Here is an 18,020-nt window from a genome sequence, read left to right as displayed (position 1 = left end):
AGTCATGGCGATCAAGCATTGGGCAGCAGGTGTGGCGGTGGCGGCGTTCGCGGCCGTGGGCGCCTATGTGTACCTGGATACGGGCCGCTCCGTGGCGCCGGAGTCGAACTTCGTGCTGCTGGACGGCTCCAGCAAGTCCACCGCCGATCTGCGCGGCAAGGTCACGCTGGTGAATTTCTGGGCCACGAGCTGCACCACCTGCGTGGCCGAGATGCCCGAGATCGTGGCGACCTACAACAAGTACCACGCCAAGGGCTTCGACACCCTGGCCGTGGCCATGAGCTACGACCCGCCCAGCTACGTGGTGAACTTTGCCGAAACCCGCAAGCTGCCCTTCCAGGTCGCCATCGACAACACCGGCAAGGTGGCCCAGGCCTGGGGCGATGTGCGGCTCACGCCCTCGACCTTCATCGTGAACAAGCGCGGCGAGATCGTGAAGACCTACGTGGGTGCACCCAACTTCCCCGAGCTGCACCAGCTCATCGAAAAGCTGCTGGCCGAGACCTGAGCCGCTACGGCACCTTCAAAGGCAAAAGGCCGATTTCATGCGAAATCGGCCTTTGTCGCTTATGGATTCAGCGCAAACAGCTACCACTTTAATAGCATGCGCATTGAGCGCGCGCGGCCCCGGCCAGCGAACGCCGCACAAGGGCTGCCCCGCCGCGCTGGCGTCGTCCCCCCTCCCGGAGCGCGCAGCGCGCAGAGAGAAGGGAGAAGCGGCAACGCCGCTCAGGGCGACGCACTTTACTTGGCGCGGTAGTTGTCGTGGCAGGCCTTGCAGGTGCCCGCGGCAGCGCCAAAAGCCGTCTTCAGGTTGTCCAGGCTGCCGGTCTTGGCCGCGGCGGCCAGCTTGACGGATTCGGCCTCGAGCTTCTCGGAGTGTTCCTTGAACTTGGCCTGCTCGGTCCAGATCTCGGGCAGCGCCTTGGTGGGAGCGCCCTTGTCCGTGCCCGCCCCGAAGCCCGCCCAGGGCAGCTTGGCCATGTGGGCCACCACATCCGCGTTCTCCTGCGCCGCCTTGGCATCGAACGGAATGCGCCCGTTGGCCATGGCACCGAGCCGGCCAAAGTGCTGGCCCATCACGAAGAGTGCGCTCTGGCGGTATTTGATGGCGTCCTCGGCCTTGGCGAACTGGGCGGAGGCCGGTGCCGACACGGTCAGCGTGGCAGCGGCAAGGGCGAACGCGGCAAGTGCTTTCATGGGGGTATTTCCTTTTTTCGTGGGGGGGGTAAATGCAAAAACCTTTTGACCCGCAGGGAGTATGCCGGTTTACCACGGGTTTCGCAGCGGCGCCCTCCTTCCGGGTTTACCCCGCCTCCTTCACAATGCGGCCATTCTCCTCCTCCTCAACACCCAGCCCACCGCCACCATGACGCAGCAGCACACCGTACGCATCTGGGACCTTCCCACCCGCATCTTCCACTGGACCCTGGCCGCCTGCGTCGTGGCACTGGTGGTCACGGCCAAGGTGGGCGGCAACGCCATGGAGTGGCATTTCCGGCTGGGCCACGTGGTGCTGGCGCTGCTGGTGTTCCGCGCCGTCTGGGGACTGATCGGCGGGCGCTGGTCGCGTTTCGCGAGCTTCCTGTACTCCCCCGCCCGGCTGCTGCGTTATGTGCGCGGCGCGGCGCACGCCGAGGACAGCATCGGCCACAGCCCCCTGGGGGCGCTGTCCGTGTTCGCGCTGCTGGCCGTGCTGGCCGCGCAGGTGGCAACCGGCCTGCTCAGCGATGACGAGATCGCCTTTGCCGGCCCGCTCACCCGGTTCGTGCCCAATGCGGTGGTGGGCCAGGCCACGGGCTACCACAAGGAAATCGGGCAGTACCTGGTGCTGGCGCTGGTGGCCTTGCACCTGCTGGCCATCGTGTTCTACGTGCTGGTGCGCAAGCAGCGCCTGGTCAAGCCCATGCTGCACGGCGACAAGCTGCTGGCGGCGCCCGCGCCTGCATCGCGCGACGATCTGGCCACCCGGGTGGTCGCGCTGGTGGTGCTGGGACTGAGCTTCGGGCTGGCCTGGTGGGTGTCGACACTGGCGGCGGCGCCCGGGTTCTGAACCGAACTGGCTACACTGCGGCTTCCGTCGTTTCACACCACTTTGTGCCTTGGACAAGCCTGCCGTCACCCTGCGGATCCCCTCCTCGCCTGCCGAGCTTCAGGCGGTCCGCGACATCTTCCGCGAATACGCCGACACCCTGGGCGTCGATCTGTGCTTTCAGGACTTCGAGAGCGAGCTTGCCCACCTGCCCGGCGACTATGCCGCGCCGCGCGGTGCCCTGCTGCTGGCCGAGGTAGAGGGCGCGATAGCGGGCTGCTGCGCCCTGCGGCCGCTGGATGCGGCCGACTACCCCAATGCGAGCGAGATGAAACGCCTGTACGTGCGCAAGGCGTTCCGTGGATTCGGCCTGGGCCGCGAGCTGGCCGAAGCCATGCTCGACCTCGCGCGGCAGGCAGGCTATGCCTGTGTGCTGCTCGATACCCTTGACGACATGGAGTCGGCGCGCGCGCTGTACACCGACCTGGGCTTCGAGGAGATTCCGCCCTACTACCACAACCCCATTGCGGGGGCCCACTACCTCAAGGTCGATATCTTCTGAGGTTTTTGGGCGCTGGCGCCTGGTTCACAAGCGCCAGAAGCTACCAATTGGATAGCAAATCAGGGCATCACGCCCTGGCCTGGGCCAGCAGGGTGTCGGCGTCGCTCACCTCGAACTTGCCAGGGGCCTCCACGTTGAGCGTGACCACCTTGCCATCGCGCACCAGCATCGAATAGCGGTTGCTGCGCAGGCCCAGGCCCTTGCCGTTCAGGTCCAGCGTCAGGCCGGTCGCCTTGGCGAAGGTGGCATCACCGTCGCCCAGCATGCGCACCTTGCCGTCGGTCTTCTGGTCGCGCGCCCAGGCGCCCATCACGAAGGCATCGTTCACGCTCACGCACCAGATCTCATCCACGCCGGCGGCCTTGAATTCGGCTGCCTTTTCCACGTAGCCAGGCACATGCTTGGCCGAGCAGGTGGGCGTGAAGGCGCCAGGCAGCGCGAACAGGGCAATCGTCTTGCCTGCCGTGGCCTTGTCCACCGGCACGGGATTCGGGCCGATGGAGCAGCCTTCGCCCTCGACTTCCGAGTATTCCATCAGGGTGCTGGCTGGCAGGGTGTCACCGATTTTGATCATTGATCTCTCCTTGGGTTGCTGGGGGTATTGAACACATTCGCCTGCAGGCCTGCAAAAAAAACGCGGCCCACAAAACAAAACGACCCACATTGTGGGTCGTTTTGAGGGGCTGTGCTGCCTGGAAGCCGGGAGGGCTTAGAGCAGGCCGGCCTTTTGCACCAAGCGGGTGGCAACCCAGTTCTTGGTCTTGGAGAGCGGACGGCTCTCGGTGATTTCGATCACATCGCCCAGCTTGTACTCGCCCTTTTCGTCATGGGCGTGGTACTTGCTCGACTTCGCAACGATCTTGCCGTAGAGCTCGTGCTTCACACGGCGCTCGACCAGCACGGTCACGGTCTTTTGACGCTTGTCGCTGACCACCTTGCCAACCAAGGTGCGCTTGAGGGATTTTTTAGGTTCCGTCATGTGGGCTCCTTACTTGGCGGCTTGCTTTTCAGCAAGAATGGTCTTGGCACGGGCGATATCGCGGCGGGTGGTGCGCAGCGTGTTGGTGTTACCCAGTTGCTGCGTGGCCTTTTGCATGCGCAGGCCGAAATGGGCCTTTTGCAGCGCCTTGATTTCGGCTTCGATGCCGGCGACGTCTTTTTGGCGCAGTTCAGTAGTCTTCATTGCTTGTTCTCCTGAATTACGCGCCGATCAGGCGGCTGACGAACGTGGTGCGCAGCGGCAGCTTGGCGGCAGCCAGGCGGAACGCTTCACGGGCCAGTTCTTCGGGCACACCGACGATCTCGAAAACGATCTTGCCGGGCTGGATTTCGGCCACGTAGTACTCGGGGTTGCCCTTACCGTTACCCATACGCACTTCTGCGGGCTTGGTAGAGATTGGCTTGTCCGGGAACACGCGGATCCAGATACGGCCGCCACGCTTGACGTGACGGGAGATTGCACGGCGTGCAGCCTCGATCTGACGGGCCGTCAGACGGCCACGGTCGGTGCACTTCAGACCGAAATCACCGAACGCAACGGAGGAACCCCGCGTTGCGACACCAGTGTTACGGCCCTTTTGCTCCTTGCGGTATTTGCGGCGAGCAGGTTGCAGCATAGTTATTCTCCTTTACCGTCCGCTGCTGTAGCGGGCGCGGCGACTTTGCGTACGCGCTTAACGGCGGTGTTATCAGCGCCACCAGCTTCCGCTGGCTTGTCGCTGCCGTCGGCCGGAGCGGTGTTGCCACCGACAGGACGACGTGGGCCACGGCCTGCGCCTGGACGGTCGCCACCTGGGCGGCCATCACGGCGTGGACCGCGTGGGCGGCGCTCTTCGTCTGGACGAGGCGTTTCCACGGCGGGCAGGTCATTGCGGCCCAGCGTGTCACCCTTGTAGACCCAGACCTTGACGCCGATCACACCGTAGGTGGTCTTGGCTTCAGAGGTACCGTAGTCGATGTCCGCACGCAGCGTGTGAAGTGGCACGCGGCCTTCGCGGTACCACTCGCAGCGAGCGATTTCGATACCGTTCAGACGGCCGGACGACATGATCTTGATGCCCTGGGCACCCAGACGCATGGCGTTCTGCATGGCGCGCTTCATGGCGCGGCGGAACATGATCCGCTTTTCGAGCTGTTGCGTGATGCTGTCGGCGATCAGCTTGGCATCGATTTCAGGCTTGCGCACTTCTTCGATGTTCACTGCGACGGGCACGCCCAGGCGAGCAGCGAGTTCCTTCTTCAGGTTCTCGATGTCTTCACCCTTCTTGCCGATCACCACACCAGGACGAGCCGAGTAAATGGTGATGCGGGCGTTCTTGGCAGGACGCTCGATCAGGATGCGCGACACGGCGGCGTTCTTCAACTTGGCCTTCAGGTACTCACGCACCTTGATGTCTTCGGCCAGCATGCCCGCGAAATCGCGGTTGCTGGCGTACCAACGGCTGGACCAGTTGCGGCTGACCGCAAGGCGGAAGCCGGTAGGATGGATTTTCTGTCCCATAGTCTTCCCGAGCCTTTAGTTGCCAACCGTCACGTACACATGGCACGTGGGCTTGCTGATGCGATTGCCGCGGCCTTTGGCGCGCGCGGTGAAGCGCTTGAGCGTGGTGCCTTGTTCGACGTAGATGGTCTTGACCTTCAGTTCGTCGATGTCGGCGCCATCGTTGTGTTCGGCGTTGGCGATGGCCGACTCCAGAACCTTCTTGACGATTCCCGCAGCTTTTTTCTGCGTGAAGTTCAGGATGTTCAGAGCCTGGTCCACCTTCTTGCCGCGGATCAGATCGGCGACCAGACGGCCCTTGTCGACCGACAGACGGACGCCCCGGAGGACTGCACGTGTTTCAGACATGGTCGTTCCTTACTTCTTCGCTTTTTTGTCAGCGGGGTGACCCTTGAAGGTGCGCGTCAGGGCGAATTCGCCCAGCTTGTGGCCCACCATCTGGTCGGTGACATAGACAGGTACGTGCTGCTTGCCGTTGTGCACGGCAATGGTCAGACCGATGAACTCGGGCAGAACCATGGAGCGACGCGACCAGGTCTTGACTGGTTTCTTGTCCTTGGTGGCAACGGCCTTTTCGACCTTGGCCAGCAAGTGATGGTCAACAAATGGACCCTTTTTAAGAGAGCGAGTCATCTGTTACCCCTTACTTCTTGCGACGCGACACGATCATGATCTGTGTGCGCTTGTTGTTACGGGTGCGATAACCCTTGGTCAGATTGCCCCAAGGATCGACTGCATGGCGGCCTTCGCCGGTGCGGCCTTCGCCACCACCGTGAGGGTGATCCACCGGGTTCATGGCAACGCCGCGAACCGTGGGACGAATACCCATCCAGCGCTTCACACCGGCCTTGCCCAGTTGGCGCAGGCTGTGTTCTTCGTTGGCCACTTCGCCAATGGTGGCGCGGCATTCGATGTGGATCTTGCGAACTTCACCCGAGCGCATGCGCACCTGGGCGTAAACGCCTTCGCGGGCCAGCAGCGTTGCCGAAGCACCTGCCGAGCGGGCGATCTGCGCACCGGCACCGGGCTTGAGCTCGATGCAGTGGATGGTCGAACCCACGGGGATGTTGCGGATCGGCAGCGTGTTGCCAGCGCGGATCGGGGCTTCCGAACCGGACAGCAGGGTTGCGCCCACTTCCAGGTTGCGGGGAGCGATGATGTAGCGGCGCTCGCCATCGGCATAGCACACCAGAGCGATGTGGGCCGTACGGTTGGGGTCGTACTCGATGCGCTCAACCTTGGCCGGAATGCCGTCCTTGTTGCGCTTGAAGTCCACCACGCGGTAGTGGTGCTTGTGACCACCGCCCTTGTGGCGGGTGGTGATGTGACCGTTGTTGTTACGGCCGGCCTTCTGGAATTGTGGTTCCAGCAGGGGGGCGTACGCTTCACCCTTGTACAGGTGGTCACGCGTGACCTTCACCACGGCACGTTGGCCGGGCGAAGTGGGTTTCATCTTGATGACAGCCATGATTACGCGGCCTCCCCGGAGAGGTTCAGCTCTTGACCTGGCTGCAGCGTGACGTATGCCTTGCGAACGTTGTCGCGGCGGCCGACGGTCTTGCCGAAGCGCTTGGTCTTGCCTTTGGTGTTCACCACAGAAACGCCCTTGACCTCGACCTTGAACATCAATTCCACAGCGGCCTTGATTTCTGGCTTGGTAGCGTTCTGCAGCACCTTGAACGTCACAGCATTGGACTTCTCGGCAACCATGGTGGCCTTTTCGGACACGATGGGAGCGACCAGCACTTGCATCAGACGACCTTCGTCAAACTTGAGTGTGCTCATGCGAACATCTCCTTGAGTTTGTCGATTGCACCCTTGGTGACGAGCACTTTCTTGAAACGGACCAGCGACACGGGATCTGCGTAACGGGGCTCGACGACGAGCACGTTCACCAGATTGCGCGAAGCCAGGTACAGGTTTTCGTCCACTTCATCGGCGATCACCATCACCGATTGCAGGTTCATCGCCTTGAACTTGTCGGCCAGGACCTTGGTCTTGGGCGAATCAAGCTTCAGGGAGTCGACCACAGCCAGACGGCCTTCGCGGGCCAGCTGCGACAAGATGGCAGACATACCGGCGCGGTACATCTTCTTGTTGATCTTCTGCGTGAAATTTTCGTCAGGCATGTTCGGGAAAATCCGACCGCCCCCGCGCCACAGAGGCGAGGAAGTCATACCTGCACGTGCGTTACCCGTACCCTTTTGCTTGAAAGGCTTCTTGGTCGAGTGACGGACTTGCTCGCGGTCCTTCTGGGCGCGAGTGCCTTGGCGTGCGTTGGCCTGATAGGCCACCACGATCTGGTGCACCAGATCTTCGTTGTATTCACGACCGAACACGGTTTCAGGAACATCCAGCTTGGATGCGCCCTGGCCTTGGTCATTCAGGAGTTCGAGCTGCATTAGTTCGCTCCTTTGGAGGCTTTGGCCTTGACCGCTGGACGCACCGTCACGAACCCACCCTTGGAGCCCGGAATAGCGCCCTTGATCAAGAGCAGTTGACGCGCTTCGTCGATGCGGATCACATCGAGGTTTTGCGTGGTCTTGGTGACATCGCCGAGGTGGCCCGTCATGCGCTTGCCGGGGAACACGCGACCTGGGTCTTGTGCCATACCGATCGAGCCAGGCACGTTGTGCGAACGGCTGTTGCCGTGCGACGCGCGCTGCGAGCTCATGTTGTGGCGCTTGATGGTACCGGCGTAGCCTTTACCGATCGAGGTGCCTTGCACGTCGACCTTCTGACCCACGGAGAACACGGACGTCACAGCCACCGAAGCGCCAGCTTGGTACTGGGCTGCGGTATCGGCGGTCACGCGGAATTCCTGGATGATTTCACCGGCTTCCACACCTGCCTTGGCAAGGTGGCCGGCTTCTGGCTTGGTCACGCGCGATGCTTTGCGCGAACCGAACGTGACCTGCAGGGCCACGTAGCCATCGTTCTCTTGGGTTTTGATCTGGGTAACGCGGTTGTTGGACACATCCACCACCGTGACAGGCACTGCGTCCCCATCATCGGTGAACAGACGCATCATGCCCACTTTGCGACCCAGCAACCCGAGGGAGTTGCTCAGACTCATTGGTTTTCTCCAAAACTCTCACCGCCGCAACTTCAATTGGCTACGGCGTTTCCGCAAGCTCTCGCCTGCGTGCATGAAAGAAGGTTAATAAAACTCCGCACGGCCGGCACCTTTTCAAAGGCGCAAATCGAGCGAAGCCCTAAAGTATAACGCGAACTGCTTTCGCAAGCAAGTTCGCGTTATTTCGGACCTTGCGGGGTGGGCGAACCCACCCCGCAAAAGCCATTACTGCAGCTTGATTTCGACGTCCACGCCCGCGGGCAGGTCGAGCTTCATCAGGGCGTCCACGGTCTTGTCCGTAGGGTCCACGATGTCCATCAGGCGCTGGTGCGTGCGGATTTCGAGCTGGTCGCGGCTGGTCTTGTTGACGTGCGGCGAGCGCAGGATGTCGAAACGCTTCATGCGCGTCGGCAGGGGCACGGGGCCCTTGACGATGGCGCCGGTGCGCTTGGCGGTGTCAACGATCTCGGCAGCGGACTGGTCGATCAGCTTGTAGTCAAACGCCTTCAGGCGGATGCGGATTTTTTGCTTGGACATGGCAAGTTCCTTGTTCTGCTTATGAATTAAGCAATGATCTTGGCCACGACGCCAGCGCCGACCGTACGGCCGCCTTCGCGGATGGCGAAGCGCAGGCCTTCTTCCATGGCGATGGGGTTGATCAGCTTGACGGTGATCGACACGTTGTCGCCAGGCATGACCATTTCCTTGTCGGCCGGCAGCTCGATGGCGCCGGTCACGTCGGTCGTGCGGAAGTAGAACTGTGGGCGGTAGTTGTTGAAGAACGGGGTGTGGCGGCCGCCTTCGTCCTTGCTCAGCACATACACTTCAGCGGTGAAGTGGGTGTGGGGCTTGATCGAGCCGGGCTTGCACAGCACTTGGCCGCGCTCCACGTCTTCGCGCTTGGTGCCGCGCAGCAGCAGGCCGACGTTGTCGCCAGCCTGACCTTGGTCCAGCAGCTTGCGGAACATTTCCACGCCGGTGCAGATGGTCTTTTGCGTGTCGCGGATACCGACGATTTCGATTTCTTCGCCGACCTTGATGATGCCGCGCTCGACGCGACCGGTCACCACGGTGCCACGACCGGAGATGGAGAACACGTCTTCCACGGGCATCAGGAAGGCACCGTCCACAGCGCGCTCTGGCGTGGGGATGTAGGTGTCCAGCGCTTCGGCCAGCTTCATGATGGCTTCTTCACCCAGCTTGCCCTTGTCGCCTTCCAGGGCGAGCTTGGCCGAGCCACGGATGATGGGGGTGTCGTCGCCTGGGAAGTCGTACTTGTCCAGGAGTTCGCGCACTTCCATTTCGACGAGTTCCAGCAGTTCTTCGTCGTCCACCATGTCGCACTTGTTCAGGAACACGATGATGTAAGGCACGCCCACCTGGCGGGCCAGCAGGATGTGTTCGCGGGTCTGGGGCATGGGGCCGTCAGCGGCCGAGCACACCAGGATGGCGCCGTCCATCTGGGCAGCGCCGGTGATCATGTTCTTCACATAGTCGGCGTGGCCGGGGCAGTCCACGTGGGCGTAGTGGCGGTTGGCCGTTTCGTATTCCACGTGCGCGGTGTTGATCGTGATGCCGCGGGCCTTTTCTTCGGGCGCCGCATCGATCTGGTCGTATGCCTTGGCTTCGCCGCCGAACTTGGCGGACAGCACGGTGGCGATGGCCGCCGTCAGCGTCGTCTTGCCATGGTCCACGTGGCCGATCGTGCCCACGTTGACGTGAGGCTTGGTCCGTTCGAATTTACCTTTTGCCATTTTGAATCTCCAAAGAGCAATGCCTGTGTTGGGGTTTAACGTCTGCACCCGATTGCTGGTTCGTCCCGCACAGGGCAACAGGACGGCACCGGGTCGCAGATTGCAAGAATTTTGCTACTGTTTTAATAGCTGCTAGCGCTTTATAGACAAGCGCCAGCAGCCAATTTGACTCAAAAAAAGAGGAAAGGCTGCCCAGGGCAGACCTTTCACTCGACGCGCTTACTTGGCGCGTGCAGCCATGATGGCTTCGGACACGTTGCGAGGCGCTTCGCTGTAGTGCTTGAATTCCATCGAGTACGTGGCGCGGCCTTGCGTCGCGGAACGCAGCGAGGTCGAGTAGCCGAACATTTCCGACAGCGGCACTTCGGCGCGGATGGCCTTGCCACCGCCCGGGATGTCGTCCATGCCCTGGACCATGCCACGGCGGGAGGACAGATCGCCCATCACCGTGCCGGCGTAGTCTTCAGGCGTTTCCACTTCCACGGCCATCATGGGTTCCAGGATGACGGGGTTGGCCTTGCGGCAGCCTTCCTTGAAACCGAAGATGGCAGCCATCTTGAACGCCAGTTCGTTCGAGTCCACATCGTGGTACGAACCGAAGTGCAGCGTGACCTTGACGTCCACCACGGGGTAGCCGGCCAGCACGCCTTGCGTGACGGCTTCGTTGATACCCTTTTCCACGGCCGGGATGAATTCGCGAGGAACCACACCACCCTTGATCGCGTCGACGAACTCGATGCCCTTGCCGGCTTCGTTGGGTTCGATCTTGAGCACGACGTGACCGTACTGGCCCTTGCCGCCGGACTGGCGCACGAACTTGCCTTCGGCTTCTTCCACCGTCTTGCGGATGGTTTCGCGGTAGGCCACCTGGGGCTTGCCCACGTTGGCTTCCACGCCGAATTCACGCTTCATGCGGTCCACGATGATTTCCAGGTGCAGCTCGCCCATGCCGGCGATCAGCGTCTGGCCCGATTCTTCGTCGGTCTTCACGCGGAAGGATGGATCTTCCGCAGCCAGGCGCTGCAGCGCGATGCCCATCTTTTCCTGGTCGGCCTTGGTCTTGGGTTCCACGGCCTGCGTGATCACGGGCTCAGGGAACACCATGCGCTCCAGAATGATCTGGGAGTCGATGTCGCTCAGCGTTTCACCGGTCGTCACGTCCTTCAGGCCCACGCAGGCAGCGATGTCGCCGGCGCGGATTTCTTCGACTTCCTGACGCTCGTTGGCGTGCATCTGCACGATACGGCCGATACGTTCCTTCTTGCCCTTGATGGGGTTGTAGACGGTGTCGCCCTTGCTCAGAACGCCGGAGTACACGCGCACGAAGGTCAGCTGGCCCACGAACGGGTCGGTCATCAGCTTGAATGCCAGGGCCGAGAACTTCTCGTTGTCATCCGCCTTGCGGGTGACAGGCTTTTCGTCTTCGTCCGTGCCGGTCACGTCAGGAATGTCCGTCGGTGCTGGCAGGTAGTCGATCACGGCGTCCAGCATGCGCTGCACACCCTTGTTCTTGAAAGCGGTACCGCACAGCATCGGGTGGATTTCCGTGGCGATGGTACGCGTACGCAGGCCGAACTTGATCTCGGCTTCGGAGAGGTCGCCCTCTTCCAGGTACTTGTTCATCAGCTCTTCGGAGGCTTCGGCAGCGGCTTCCACCATCTTCTCGCGCCATTCCTTGGCGGATGCGACCAGGTCGGCTGGAATTTCTTCGTAGGTGAACTTCATGCCCTGCGAGGCTTCATCCCACAGGATGGCCTTCATCTTGAGCAGGTCGACCACGCCGGTGAACTTGTCTTCGGCGCCGATCGGGATCACCACGGGCACGGGGTTTGCCTTCAGGCGCAGCTTCATCTGCTCGTAGACCTTGAAGAAGTTGGCACCGGTACGGTCCATCTTGTTCACGAAGGCCAGACGGGGCACCTTGTACTTGTTGGCCTGGCGCCAGACGGTTTCCGACTGGGGCTGCACGCCACCCACGGCGCAGTACACCATGCAGGCGCCGTCGAGCACGCGCATCGAACGTTCCACTTCGATCGTGAAGTCCACGTGACCGGGGGTGTCGATGATGTTGAAGCGGTGCTCTTCGTAGGAGTTGTCCATGCCCTTCCAGAAGCAGGTCGTGGCAGCCGAGGTGATCGTGATGCCGCGCTCTTGTTCCTGCTCCATCCAGTCCATGGTGGCAGCGCCGTCGTGCACTTCACCAATCTTGTGGCTCACGCCCGTGTAGAACAGGATACGTTCGGTGGTCGTGGTCTTGCCAGCGTCAATGTGGGCCGAGATACCGATATTGCGGTAGCGCTCGATGGGAGTCTTGCGAGCCATGGTGGATCCTTGGATGGGTCGTGTTATTCAGGGGAAGGGCCCAGCATTGTGGCGCTGCGACCCGTCAATTTTGTGACCGCCTCAATCGCCACAAGGCTGCAGGCAAGAATGCCGGCAGCCTTGCGCTTGGCGACGAGGGCAGTTCGTCGATTTAGAAGCGGAAGTGGCTGAATGCCTTGTTGGCTTCGGCCATGCGGTGCACTTCGTCACGCTTCTTCATGGCGCCGCCACGGCCTTCGGTGGCTTCGAGCAGCTCGTTGGCCAGACGCTGGGCCATCGACTTCTCGCCGCGCTTGCGGGCGGCTTCCTTGATCCAGCGCATGGACAGGGCCAGGCGACGGACAGGGCGCACTTCGACGGGCACCTGGTAGTTGGCACCGCCCACGCGGCGGGACTTCACTTCGACCATGGGCTTCACGTTGTTGATGGCAACGGTGAACGCTTCCAGAGGGTCCTTGTCAGGGTGCTTCTTCTCGATCAGTTCCAGGGCGCCGTAAATGATGCGCTCTGCAACTGCCTTCTTGCCGCCTTCCATGATCACGTTCATGAATTTGGACAGCTCTACATTGCCGAACTTGGGATCCGGCAGGATTTCACGTTTGGGGACTTCGCGACGACGTGGCATTTTTCACCTCTATCTTTGCTTCAGTTGGCATCTTTTCAGACACCGCGAGAGCCAATCAGGACTCCCACTTACTCGACCCGCGCAGAACACCTGCGTTTGGGGTCACTACGCTGCATCACCGCGCCACGCGGGAGACAGCACCGAAAATTCTGTTGTGCAAAAGCGCAGGGCTTACTTGGCCTTGGGCTTCTTGGCACCGTACTTGGAGCGCGATTGCTTGCGGTCTTTCACGCCTTGCAAGTCGAGCGAACCGCGCACGATGTGGTAACGCACACCGGGCAAGTCCTTGACACGACCGCCGCGAACCAGTACCACGCTGTGTTCCTGCAGGTTGTGGCCTTCACCGCCGATGTAGGAAATCACTTCGAAACCGTTGGTCAGGCGAACCTTGGCGACCTTCCGCAGAGCGGAGTTAGGCTTCTTTGGCGTCGTGGTGTACACACGGGTGCACACGCCGCGGCGCTGGGGGGAGTTCTCCATCGCAGGGCTCTTGGACTTGATCTTTTCGACCTCGCGCCCCTGACGGACTAGTTGATTGATGGTTGGCATGAAATACGTCCCTAAACGTAAAAAACGAAAACGTGAAACCCTTCGGAAATTCCGAAAAGCCTTCTAATGTAGCAGCATGGACCCCAACGGGCAAGTGCCGTGGGGCGTTCCCCTTAAAACCCATCCCGCTACGCCAACATTGCCCGCCGCTCTTGAAAGCGTGCGGCCCATGCCAGAGCAGCCGTGCAAGGGCCGCCCCGCTGCACTGGCTGCGCGCCCCTTCCCGAATGGCGCAGCCATTCGGGAGAAGGGGTGAAGGCGCGGCAGCGCCTCAGGGGGATGGTCCTGCTACTTGATCCACAGCCGGATCGCATCCCAGGCCCGGCCCAGGATCCCCGCCTGCTCCACGCCTTCGAGCGCGATGAGGGGCACCTCGGCCAGGGCCTGCTCGCCCAGCATCACCTTGAGGTGGCCGACGGACTGGCCCTTGGTGAACGGTGCCACCAGCGGGTCGGGCCGTGCGATCTGCGTGGTGATCTTGCCTGCGCTGCCCGAGGGCACCGCCACGACGATGGCTTCCTCGCGGCCGATCTTGAGGGTGTTTTCCGTGCCCTTCCAGACGGCGGGCGTGGCCACGGGCTTGCCGGCCTCGAACAGCTTGACGGCCTCGAACGCGGTATAGCCCCAGTTCAACAGCTTCTGGCTTTCATTCGCACGCGCATTTTCGCTGGCGGCCCCGAGCACGATGGACAGCAGGCGGCGCTGGCCCACGCCGGGGAATTCACGCTTGGACGTGGCCACCAGGCAGTAGCCCGCGGCAGCGGTATGGCCGGTCTTGAGCCCGTCCACCGTCGGGTCGCGGAACAGCAGCGAATTGCGGTTGCTGCCGTTCGACGCGGGGGTGCCGGGGTAGCTGTACTGCTTGGTGGAGTAGTAGTGCATGTACTCCGGGAAGTCCTTCATCAGGCGCATGGCCAGCACGGAAAGGTCGCGCGCGGTGGTGGTGTGGCCGGGTTCGGTGAGGCCTTCGGGGTTCTTGTAGCTCGTGCCCTTCATGCCCAGTGCCTGGGCCTGGTCGTTCATGAGCTTGACGAAGTTCTCGGCCGTGCCGCCCACGCCTTCGGCCAGCGCCATGGTGGCGTCGTTGCCCGACTGCACGATCATGCCCTTGATGAGGTCTTCCACCGGCACCTGCATCTTGGGGTCGATGAACATGCGCGAGCCGGGCATCTTCCAGGCGCGCACGCTCACGGGCAGCTTCTGCTCCAGGGATATCTTCTTGGCGCGCAACGCATCAAACACCAGGTAGCCGGTCATGAGCTTGGTGAGCGAGGCCTGCTCGACGGGAGCATCGATGTCCTTGGCCGCGAGCACCTGGTTGGCGGTGACATCCACCAGCAGGTATGTGCGCGCGGCGATTTCGGGAGGTTGTGGCGCCTGGGCAAAGGCCCCGAAGGCGGCAGGGGCCACCGCAGCAAGGACGGCCAGGGATCGCAGCGCGGACAGGATTCGTTTCATGGGGCAATAGGGGGCTGGAAAGGCTCGAGGAAAAAAGGGAATGAAGAAGAAAGACGGGACAGGAAGGCGCGGCGGCGTGGCCTGCCGCGGCCGGGGCGTTTCAGCCCCCCGACCGCAGGTGGCGCACCACCAGATTTTTCAAAAGCGGCAATTGTCCGTGAAAGAAATGGCCGCCCGCGGGAATGACTGTGACAGGCAGTATCTGGGGCCGCGCCCAGTCCATCACGGCGGAAAGCGGCACGGTGTCGTCCTGCTCGCCATGCACGACCAGGGTCTGCAGATGGGCGTCGGGGGGCACCGGGGCGACGGTGAAGCGGCTGGCTGCGGTGCCCACCAGCACCGCGTGGTCCACGCGGCCCTGCGGCCAGAGGGCGGCCAGCGCGTGGCTGGTGACGAATGCGCCGAACGAAAAACCCGCCAGCGCGATGCGCGGCCCCGCGTCGCCCGCGGGCGCCACCTGTTCCACCACGGCCAGCAGGTCCTGCAGTTCGCCCCGGCCTTCGTCGTGCACGCCTTCGCTGCCGCCCACGCCCCGGAAGTTGAAGCGCACCGCCGTCCAGCCGCACTGCACGAAGGCGCGCGCCAGCGTCTGCACCACCTTGTTGTCCATGGTGCCGCCAAAGAGGGGATGGGGGTGCGCGATGATGGCCACGCCCCGGGGAGGCGCACCGCCGTCGGGCGCGGCGGCATCGCGCACGGCCTCGATGGCGCCAGCGGCGCCGGACAAGCTCAGGCGTTCGGTTTGGGCATTCACGAATTGCTACTCAATCAATAGCTGTTAGCGCACGGCAGTCGTGCGCCAGCGGCTGAAATCATTCCAAAGTCCAGGATGGAGGCGCTTTCAGCGCCCGAGTTCCGCCGGTGGCACCAGGCGTTCCACGATCTGGCCATTCTTGAGGTGCGACTCGACGATCTCGTCGATGTCGGCATCGTCGACATAGGTGTACCAGGTGCCTTCGGGGTAGACCACCGCGACGGGGCCGGCCGCGCAGCGGTCCAGGCAGCCCGCCTTGTTCACGCGCACCTTGCCGGCGCCCGCCAGGCCGGCCGCCTTGACCTGCGCCTTGCAGCGGTCAAAGCCCGCCTGCGCGTTGTGGTGGGCGCAGCTGTCTTCGCCGTTGGTCCGGTCGTTCAGGCAGAAAAAGATGTGGCGCTGGTAGTAGCCGGGCGCTGCGGCCGGCGAGGGGTTGGTGTCGCTCATCCACCCATTTTAGGTTTGCGACTCGCGCCGGGACACGCGCAACAGCACATACAGCAGCGTGGCATAGGGCCACAGCCAGCCCAGCCACTGGCCCAGGCCGTAAAAACGGATGAACCGGCCCTGCTCCCAGATCTGCAGCGTCTGCGCGAAGTAGGCGCTGGTGGGCGCCTGGTTGAGCAGCGCAAGGTGCCAGACCAGCGCGACCAGCAGCACGGCCGCGCAGGCACGCCGGGGCAGCGCCAGCAGCAGCAGCGCCAGCGCCAGCGCACCCCACACGCCCACGCGCGTGGGCAGGCCCATCCACTCCCAGGCATGCACGGGCCCCCAGCTCAGGGCGGCCGACAGCGCGGTGAGCGTGACGCCCACGGCCACGACCCCCAGGGCAAACAGCGCGCGCCGGCCCACGGAGCGGATCACGCAGTAGCCCAGCAGGCAGGGGGTCAGCAGGCCCAGCGTCACGCACAGGAGCTCGCCGCTGGGCGAGAGCGGGTCGAACGCGGCGTCGCGCAGCGGAAGCCATTCCAGGAACGGGGTATCGGCCAGCAGCTCGATGAGCGCGGCCTCCAGCCGCTCGAGCACCTGGCCCAGCCCGAACGGCACGGCCGCCGGGAACAGCAGCGCCAGGGGCCACAGCGCCAGCAGCACGATGGCGCCGCTGGCATCGGCGACAAACCAGCGCCCCCTGAAGTCGCTCCAGCGGTCGATGGCGCCCGCGCGCTCCAGCAGCGCGGCACTCAGCGCCCCCGCCAGCGCCCCCGCCGCGTTGAGCAGCAGGTCCAGGTTGGAGGGCACGCGCCGGGGCAGGTAGATCTGCAGAAACTCCATGGCCAGCGACAGCAGCACGCCCACCAGCGTGGACAGCAGCACCGCGCCGCGCCGCCAGCCCGAGCGCAGCATGGCCAGCACCAGCAGAAAGCCCAGCGGCGCATAGCCCACGACATTGGTGGCGATGTCGAAGCCCGTCCAGTACGGCGGCGGCAACGGCGCCAGCAAGAACACCAGGGGATCGATGCCCTGCGCGCGCCACCCGTCGAACGGGAACAGGCTGGCGAAGACGATCAGCGCCGTGTAGATCAGCGCCAGAGGCCAGGCGGAGGTCTTGTGCATGCCGTCTCAGCCATCCATGGCGCCATGCATCACCCATGCCCCGCAAGCACGGGCGCGGTACAGGGCAGGGGCGCCGCGCGGGGCCCGGCCACCGCAGCGGGCCGGTAGAAGGGACCAGGGAGAAGGCGCGCGGCGCCGCAGGGAGCTGCCCACTTCAGAACGGCTTGACCACCACCAGCACCACGGCGGCCAGCAGCAGGACCACCGGCACTTCATTGAACCAGCGGAACCACGCATGGCTCCTGCGGCTGGTGCCGTTGGCCAGCTTGCGCAGCAGCACACCGCAGGCGTGGTGGTAGCCGATCACCAGCAGCACCACCGCCAGCTTGGCGTGCATCCAGCCGTTGCCCGGGCCGCGCCCGATGCCATAGCCCATCCACAGCCACGCGCCCAGCGCCAGCGCGGGCACGGCCAGCAGCGTGGTGAAGCGCAGCAGCTTCCTGGCCATGAGCAGCAGGCGGTCACGCTCCGCGGCCGAGCCCGGCGCCACCATCGCCAGATTGACGAAGATGCGCGGCAGGTAGAAAAGGCCGGCAAACCAGCTGGCCACGAAGACGATGTGAAAGGCTTTGACCCAGAGCATGGGGGCAGTTTAAGGGCCCGCACCATGCCGCCGGGGCCACGCCAAAAAAAAGCCCGGCAAATCCGCCGGGCCGGGAAAGCCTGTTTTGCATCGCTGCAATCCAAGGCCCCGCTCAGGGAGGGAAAGCGGGGGGCAGCAAGCCGCCCGGCGCCAATTTAGCACCGGGCAAGAGGTGTTACAAGCGGCATTTCCAGGGCGCGGCGCTGCGGCGCCAGCGTTTGGCAACGGGCGCTCCGCCATGCCAGTGCACC

Annotated in this window: 25 protein-coding genes; 3 read left to right on the top strand and 22 right to left on the bottom strand. The window is 63.2% G+C overall.

All coding sequences use genetic code 11. The annotated features are described in order from the left end of the window. The first annotated feature begins 4 nt into the window (after positions 1-4). On the top strand, positions 5-508 hold the full coding sequence (locus tag ACAM51_RS15805) for a TlpA disulfide reductase family protein (RefSeq protein WP_218298012.1): 504 nt from the start codon (positions 5-7) through the stop codon (positions 506-508). A gap of 236 nt (positions 509-744) precedes the next feature. Here the strand turns inward: ACAM51_RS15805 and ACAM51_RS15800 are convergent, their stop codons facing one another. After that, entirely contained in the window at positions 745-1,200 is a 456-nt protein-coding gene (locus tag ACAM51_RS15800) for a cytochrome c (protein WP_218298011.1), read from the bottom strand. A gap of 169 nt (positions 1,201-1,369) precedes the next feature. On the opposite strand from ACAM51_RS15800, the gene ACAM51_RS15795 reads away from it, so the two are divergent. Next, positions 1,370-2,053: a cytochrome b/b6 domain-containing protein gene (locus ACAM51_RS15795; RefSeq protein ID WP_218341848.1), complete on the top strand. Its 684-nt coding sequence runs from the start codon at positions 1,370-1,372 to the stop codon at positions 2,051-2,053. Positions 2,054-2,102: 49 nt separating this feature from the next. Further along, entirely contained in the window at positions 2,103-2,594 is a 492-nt protein-coding gene (locus tag ACAM51_RS15790) for a GNAT family N-acetyltransferase (RefSeq protein WP_218298009.1), read from the top strand. A 67-nt stretch (positions 2,595-2,661) separates the two neighbouring features. On the opposite strand, the gene ACAM51_RS15785 is transcribed toward ACAM51_RS15790, so the two are convergent. The 21 genes from ACAM51_RS15785 to ACAM51_RS15685 form a co-directional block, all read right to left on the bottom strand. Then, positions 2,662-3,168 carry a peroxiredoxin gene (locus tag ACAM51_RS15785; protein WP_218298008.1) on the bottom strand — a complete coding sequence of 169 codons (507 nt, stop codon included), beginning with the start codon at positions 3,166-3,168 and terminating at the stop codon, positions 2,662-2,664. A 135-nt stretch (positions 3,169-3,303) separates the two neighbouring features. Continuing rightward, positions 3,304-3,573, bottom strand: a complete 270-nt coding sequence (gene rpsQ, locus ACAM51_RS15780) for a 30S ribosomal protein S17 (RefSeq protein WP_218298007.1) — start codon at positions 3,571-3,573, stop codon at positions 3,304-3,306. A gap of 9 nt (positions 3,574-3,582) precedes the next feature. Continuing rightward, entirely contained in the window at positions 3,583-3,777 is a 195-nt protein-coding gene (gene rpmC / locus ACAM51_RS15775) for a 50S ribosomal protein L29 (RefSeq protein ID WP_008906429.1), read from the bottom strand. A 16-nt stretch (positions 3,778-3,793) separates the two neighbouring features. Beyond that, on the bottom strand, positions 3,794-4,210 hold the full coding sequence (rplP, locus tag ACAM51_RS15770) for a 50S ribosomal protein L16 (RefSeq protein WP_218298006.1): 417 nt from the start codon (positions 4,208-4,210) through the stop codon (positions 3,794-3,796). 2 nt (positions 4,211-4,212) lie between these two features. Then, entirely contained in the window at positions 4,213-5,094 is an 882-nt protein-coding gene (gene rpsC, locus ACAM51_RS15765) for a 30S ribosomal protein S3 (protein ID WP_142149114.1), read from the bottom strand. Positions 5,095-5,109: 15 nt separating this feature from the next. Next, positions 5,110-5,442 (bottom strand): 50S ribosomal protein L22, encoded by a 333-nt coding sequence (gene rplV / locus ACAM51_RS15760; protein ID WP_007847806.1) that lies wholly within the window; start codon positions 5,440-5,442, stop codon positions 5,110-5,112. A gap of 9 nt (positions 5,443-5,451) precedes the next feature. Then, positions 5,452-5,727, bottom strand: a complete 276-nt coding sequence (gene rpsS / locus ACAM51_RS15755; RefSeq protein WP_010467177.1) for a 30S ribosomal protein S19 — start codon at positions 5,725-5,727, stop codon at positions 5,452-5,454. Between the two features lie 10 nt (positions 5,728-5,737). Then, positions 5,738-6,562 (bottom strand): 50S ribosomal protein L2, encoded by an 825-nt coding sequence (gene rplB, locus ACAM51_RS15750; RefSeq protein WP_010467175.1) that lies wholly within the window; start codon positions 6,560-6,562, stop codon positions 5,738-5,740. Positions 6,563-6,564: 2 nt separating this feature from the next. Next, positions 6,565-6,879 (bottom strand): 50S ribosomal protein L23, encoded by a 315-nt coding sequence (rplW, locus tag ACAM51_RS15745; RefSeq protein WP_007847815.1) that lies wholly within the window; start codon positions 6,877-6,879, stop codon positions 6,565-6,567. Further along, positions 6,876-7,496, bottom strand: a complete 621-nt coding sequence (rplD, locus tag ACAM51_RS15740; protein WP_008906425.1) for a 50S ribosomal protein L4 — start codon at positions 7,494-7,496, stop codon at positions 6,876-6,878. Before rplD ends, rplW begins: the two co-directional genes overlap by 4 nt. Further along, positions 7,496-8,170: a 50S ribosomal protein L3 gene (rplC, locus tag ACAM51_RS15735; RefSeq protein WP_218298005.1), complete on the bottom strand. Its 675-nt coding sequence runs from the start codon at positions 8,168-8,170 to the stop codon at positions 7,496-7,498. Before rplC ends, rplD begins: the two co-directional genes overlap by 1 nt. Before the next feature lie 225 nt (positions 8,171-8,395). After that, positions 8,396-8,707, bottom strand: a complete 312-nt coding sequence (rpsJ, locus tag ACAM51_RS15730; RefSeq protein ID WP_005796953.1) for a 30S ribosomal protein S10 — start codon at positions 8,705-8,707, stop codon at positions 8,396-8,398. 26 nt (positions 8,708-8,733) lie between these two features. After that, positions 8,734-9,924, bottom strand: a complete 1,191-nt coding sequence (tuf, locus tag ACAM51_RS15725; protein WP_056642984.1) for an elongation factor Tu — start codon at positions 9,922-9,924, stop codon at positions 8,734-8,736. 219 nt (positions 9,925-10,143) lie between these two features. Next, entirely contained in the window at positions 10,144-12,246 is a 2,103-nt protein-coding gene (gene fusA / locus ACAM51_RS15720) for an elongation factor G (RefSeq protein ID WP_218296707.1), read from the bottom strand. A 151-nt stretch (positions 12,247-12,397) separates the two neighbouring features. Further along, entirely contained in the window at positions 12,398-12,871 is a 474-nt protein-coding gene (gene rpsG, locus ACAM51_RS15715) for a 30S ribosomal protein S7 (RefSeq protein ID WP_005798541.1), read from the bottom strand. Between the two features lie 171 nt (positions 12,872-13,042). Next, positions 13,043-13,420, bottom strand: a complete 378-nt coding sequence (gene rpsL, locus ACAM51_RS15710) for a 30S ribosomal protein S12 (RefSeq protein WP_007851137.1) — start codon at positions 13,418-13,420, stop codon at positions 13,043-13,045. Positions 13,421-13,708: 288 nt separating this feature from the next. Beyond that, entirely contained in the window at positions 13,709-14,878 is a 1,170-nt protein-coding gene (locus ACAM51_RS15705) for a D-alanyl-D-alanine carboxypeptidase family protein (protein WP_369641148.1), read from the bottom strand. A gap of 100 nt (positions 14,879-14,978) precedes the next feature. Next, positions 14,979-15,632, bottom strand: coding sequence for an alpha/beta fold hydrolase (locus ACAM51_RS15700; protein WP_218339103.1), 654 nt, complete (start codon positions 15,630-15,632; stop codon positions 14,979-14,981). 87 nt (positions 15,633-15,719) lie between these two features. Continuing rightward, positions 15,720-16,079, bottom strand: a complete 360-nt coding sequence (locus ACAM51_RS15695) for a ferredoxin (RefSeq protein ID WP_218296704.1) — start codon at positions 16,077-16,079, stop codon at positions 15,720-15,722. Positions 16,080-16,088: 9 nt separating this feature from the next. Then, the gene (locus ACAM51_RS15690) at positions 16,089-17,186 is read right to left on the bottom strand and encodes a VanZ family protein (protein ID WP_369641147.1); all 1,098 of its coding nucleotides are present in this window, start codon (positions 17,184-17,186) and stop codon (positions 16,089-16,091) included. A 154-nt stretch (positions 17,187-17,340) separates the two neighbouring features. Continuing rightward, positions 17,341-17,769, bottom strand: a complete 429-nt coding sequence (locus ACAM51_RS15685; protein ID WP_218296702.1) for a CopD family protein — start codon at positions 17,767-17,769, stop codon at positions 17,341-17,343. Positions 17,770-18,020: the final 251 nt, after the last annotated feature.

It is taken from the genome of Acidovorax sp. A79 (genome assembly GCF_041154505.1).
Taxonomy (GTDB): domain Bacteria; phylum Pseudomonadota; class Gammaproteobacteria; order Burkholderiales; family Burkholderiaceae_C; genus Acidovorax.
This window is presented reverse-complemented; position numbering and strand designations above follow the sequence as displayed.

Bases quoted from the DNA above. Each gene is read 5' to 3' on its own strand.
- ACAM51_RS15805 (WP_218298012.1), top strand. From the start codon at position 5: ATGGCGATCAAGCATTGGGCAGCAGGTGTGGCGGTGGCGGCGTTCGCG.
- ACAM51_RS15800 (WP_218298011.1), bottom strand. From the start codon at position 1,200: ATGAAAGCACTTGCCGCGTTCGCCCTTGCCGCTGCCACGCTGACCGTG.
- ACAM51_RS15795 (WP_218341848.1), top strand. From the start codon at position 1,370: ATGACGCAGCAGCACACCGTACGCATCTGGGACCTTCCCACCCGCATC.
- ACAM51_RS15785 (WP_218298008.1), bottom strand. From the start codon at position 3,168: ATGATCAAAATCGGTGACACCCTGCCAGCCAGCACCCTGATGGAATAC.
- rpsQ (WP_218298007.1), bottom strand. From the start codon at position 3,573: ATGACGGAACCTAAAAAATCCCTCAAGCGCACCTTGGTTGGCAAGGTG.
- rpmC (WP_008906429.1), bottom strand. From the start codon at position 3,777: ATGAAGACTACTGAACTGCGCCAAAAAGACGTCGCCGGCATCGAAGCC.
- rplP (WP_218298006.1), bottom strand. From the start codon at position 4,210: ATGCTGCAACCTGCTCGCCGCAAATACCGCAAGGAGCAAAAGGGCCGT.
- rpsC (WP_142149114.1), bottom strand. From the start codon at position 5,094: ATGGGACAGAAAATCCATCCTACCGGCTTCCGCCTTGCGGTCAGCCGC.
- rplV (WP_007847806.1), bottom strand. From the start codon at position 5,442: ATGTCTGAAACACGTGCAGTCCTCCGGGGCGTCCGTCTGTCGGTCGAC.
- rpsS (WP_010467177.1), bottom strand. From the start codon at position 5,727: ATGACTCGCTCTCTTAAAAAGGGTCCATTTGTTGACCATCACTTGCTG.
- rplB (WP_010467175.1), bottom strand. From the start codon at position 6,562: ATGGCTGTCATCAAGATGAAACCCACTTCGCCCGGCCAACGTGCCGTG.
- rplW (WP_007847815.1), bottom strand. From the start codon at position 6,879: ATGAGCACACTCAAGTTTGACGAAGGTCGTCTGATGCAAGTGCTGGTC.
- rplD (WP_008906425.1), bottom strand. From the start codon at position 7,496: ATGCAGCTCGAACTCCTGAATGACCAAGGCCAGGGCGCATCCAAGCTG.
- rplC (WP_218298005.1), bottom strand. From the start codon at position 8,170: ATGAGTCTGAGCAACTCCCTCGGGTTGCTGGGTCGCAAAGTGGGCATG.
- rpsJ (WP_005796953.1), bottom strand. From the start codon at position 8,707: ATGTCCAAGCAAAAAATCCGCATCCGCCTGAAGGCGTTTGACTACAAG.
- tuf (WP_056642984.1), bottom strand. From the start codon at position 9,924: ATGGCAAAAGGTAAATTCGAACGGACCAAGCCTCACGTCAACGTGGGC.
- fusA (WP_218296707.1), bottom strand. From the start codon at position 12,246: ATGGCTCGCAAGACTCCCATCGAGCGCTACCGCAATATCGGTATCTCG.
- rpsG (WP_005798541.1), bottom strand. From the start codon at position 12,871: ATGCCACGTCGTCGCGAAGTCCCCAAACGTGAAATCCTGCCGGATCCC.
- rpsL (WP_007851137.1), bottom strand. From the start codon at position 13,420: ATGCCAACCATCAATCAACTAGTCCGTCAGGGGCGCGAGGTCGAAAAG.
- ACAM51_RS15705 (WP_369641148.1), bottom strand. From the start codon at position 14,878: ATGAAACGAATCCTGTCCGCGCTGCGATCCCTGGCCGTCCTTGCTGCG.
- ACAM51_RS15695 (WP_218296704.1), bottom strand. From the start codon at position 16,079: ATGAGCGACACCAACCCCTCGCCGGCCGCAGCGCCCGGCTACTACCAG.
- ACAM51_RS15690 (WP_369641147.1), bottom strand. From the start codon at position 17,186: ATGCACAAGACCTCCGCCTGGCCTCTGGCGCTGATCTACACGGCGCTG.
- ACAM51_RS15685 (WP_218296702.1), bottom strand. From the start codon at position 17,769: ATGCTCTGGGTCAAAGCCTTTCACATCGTCTTCGTGGCCAGCTGGTTT.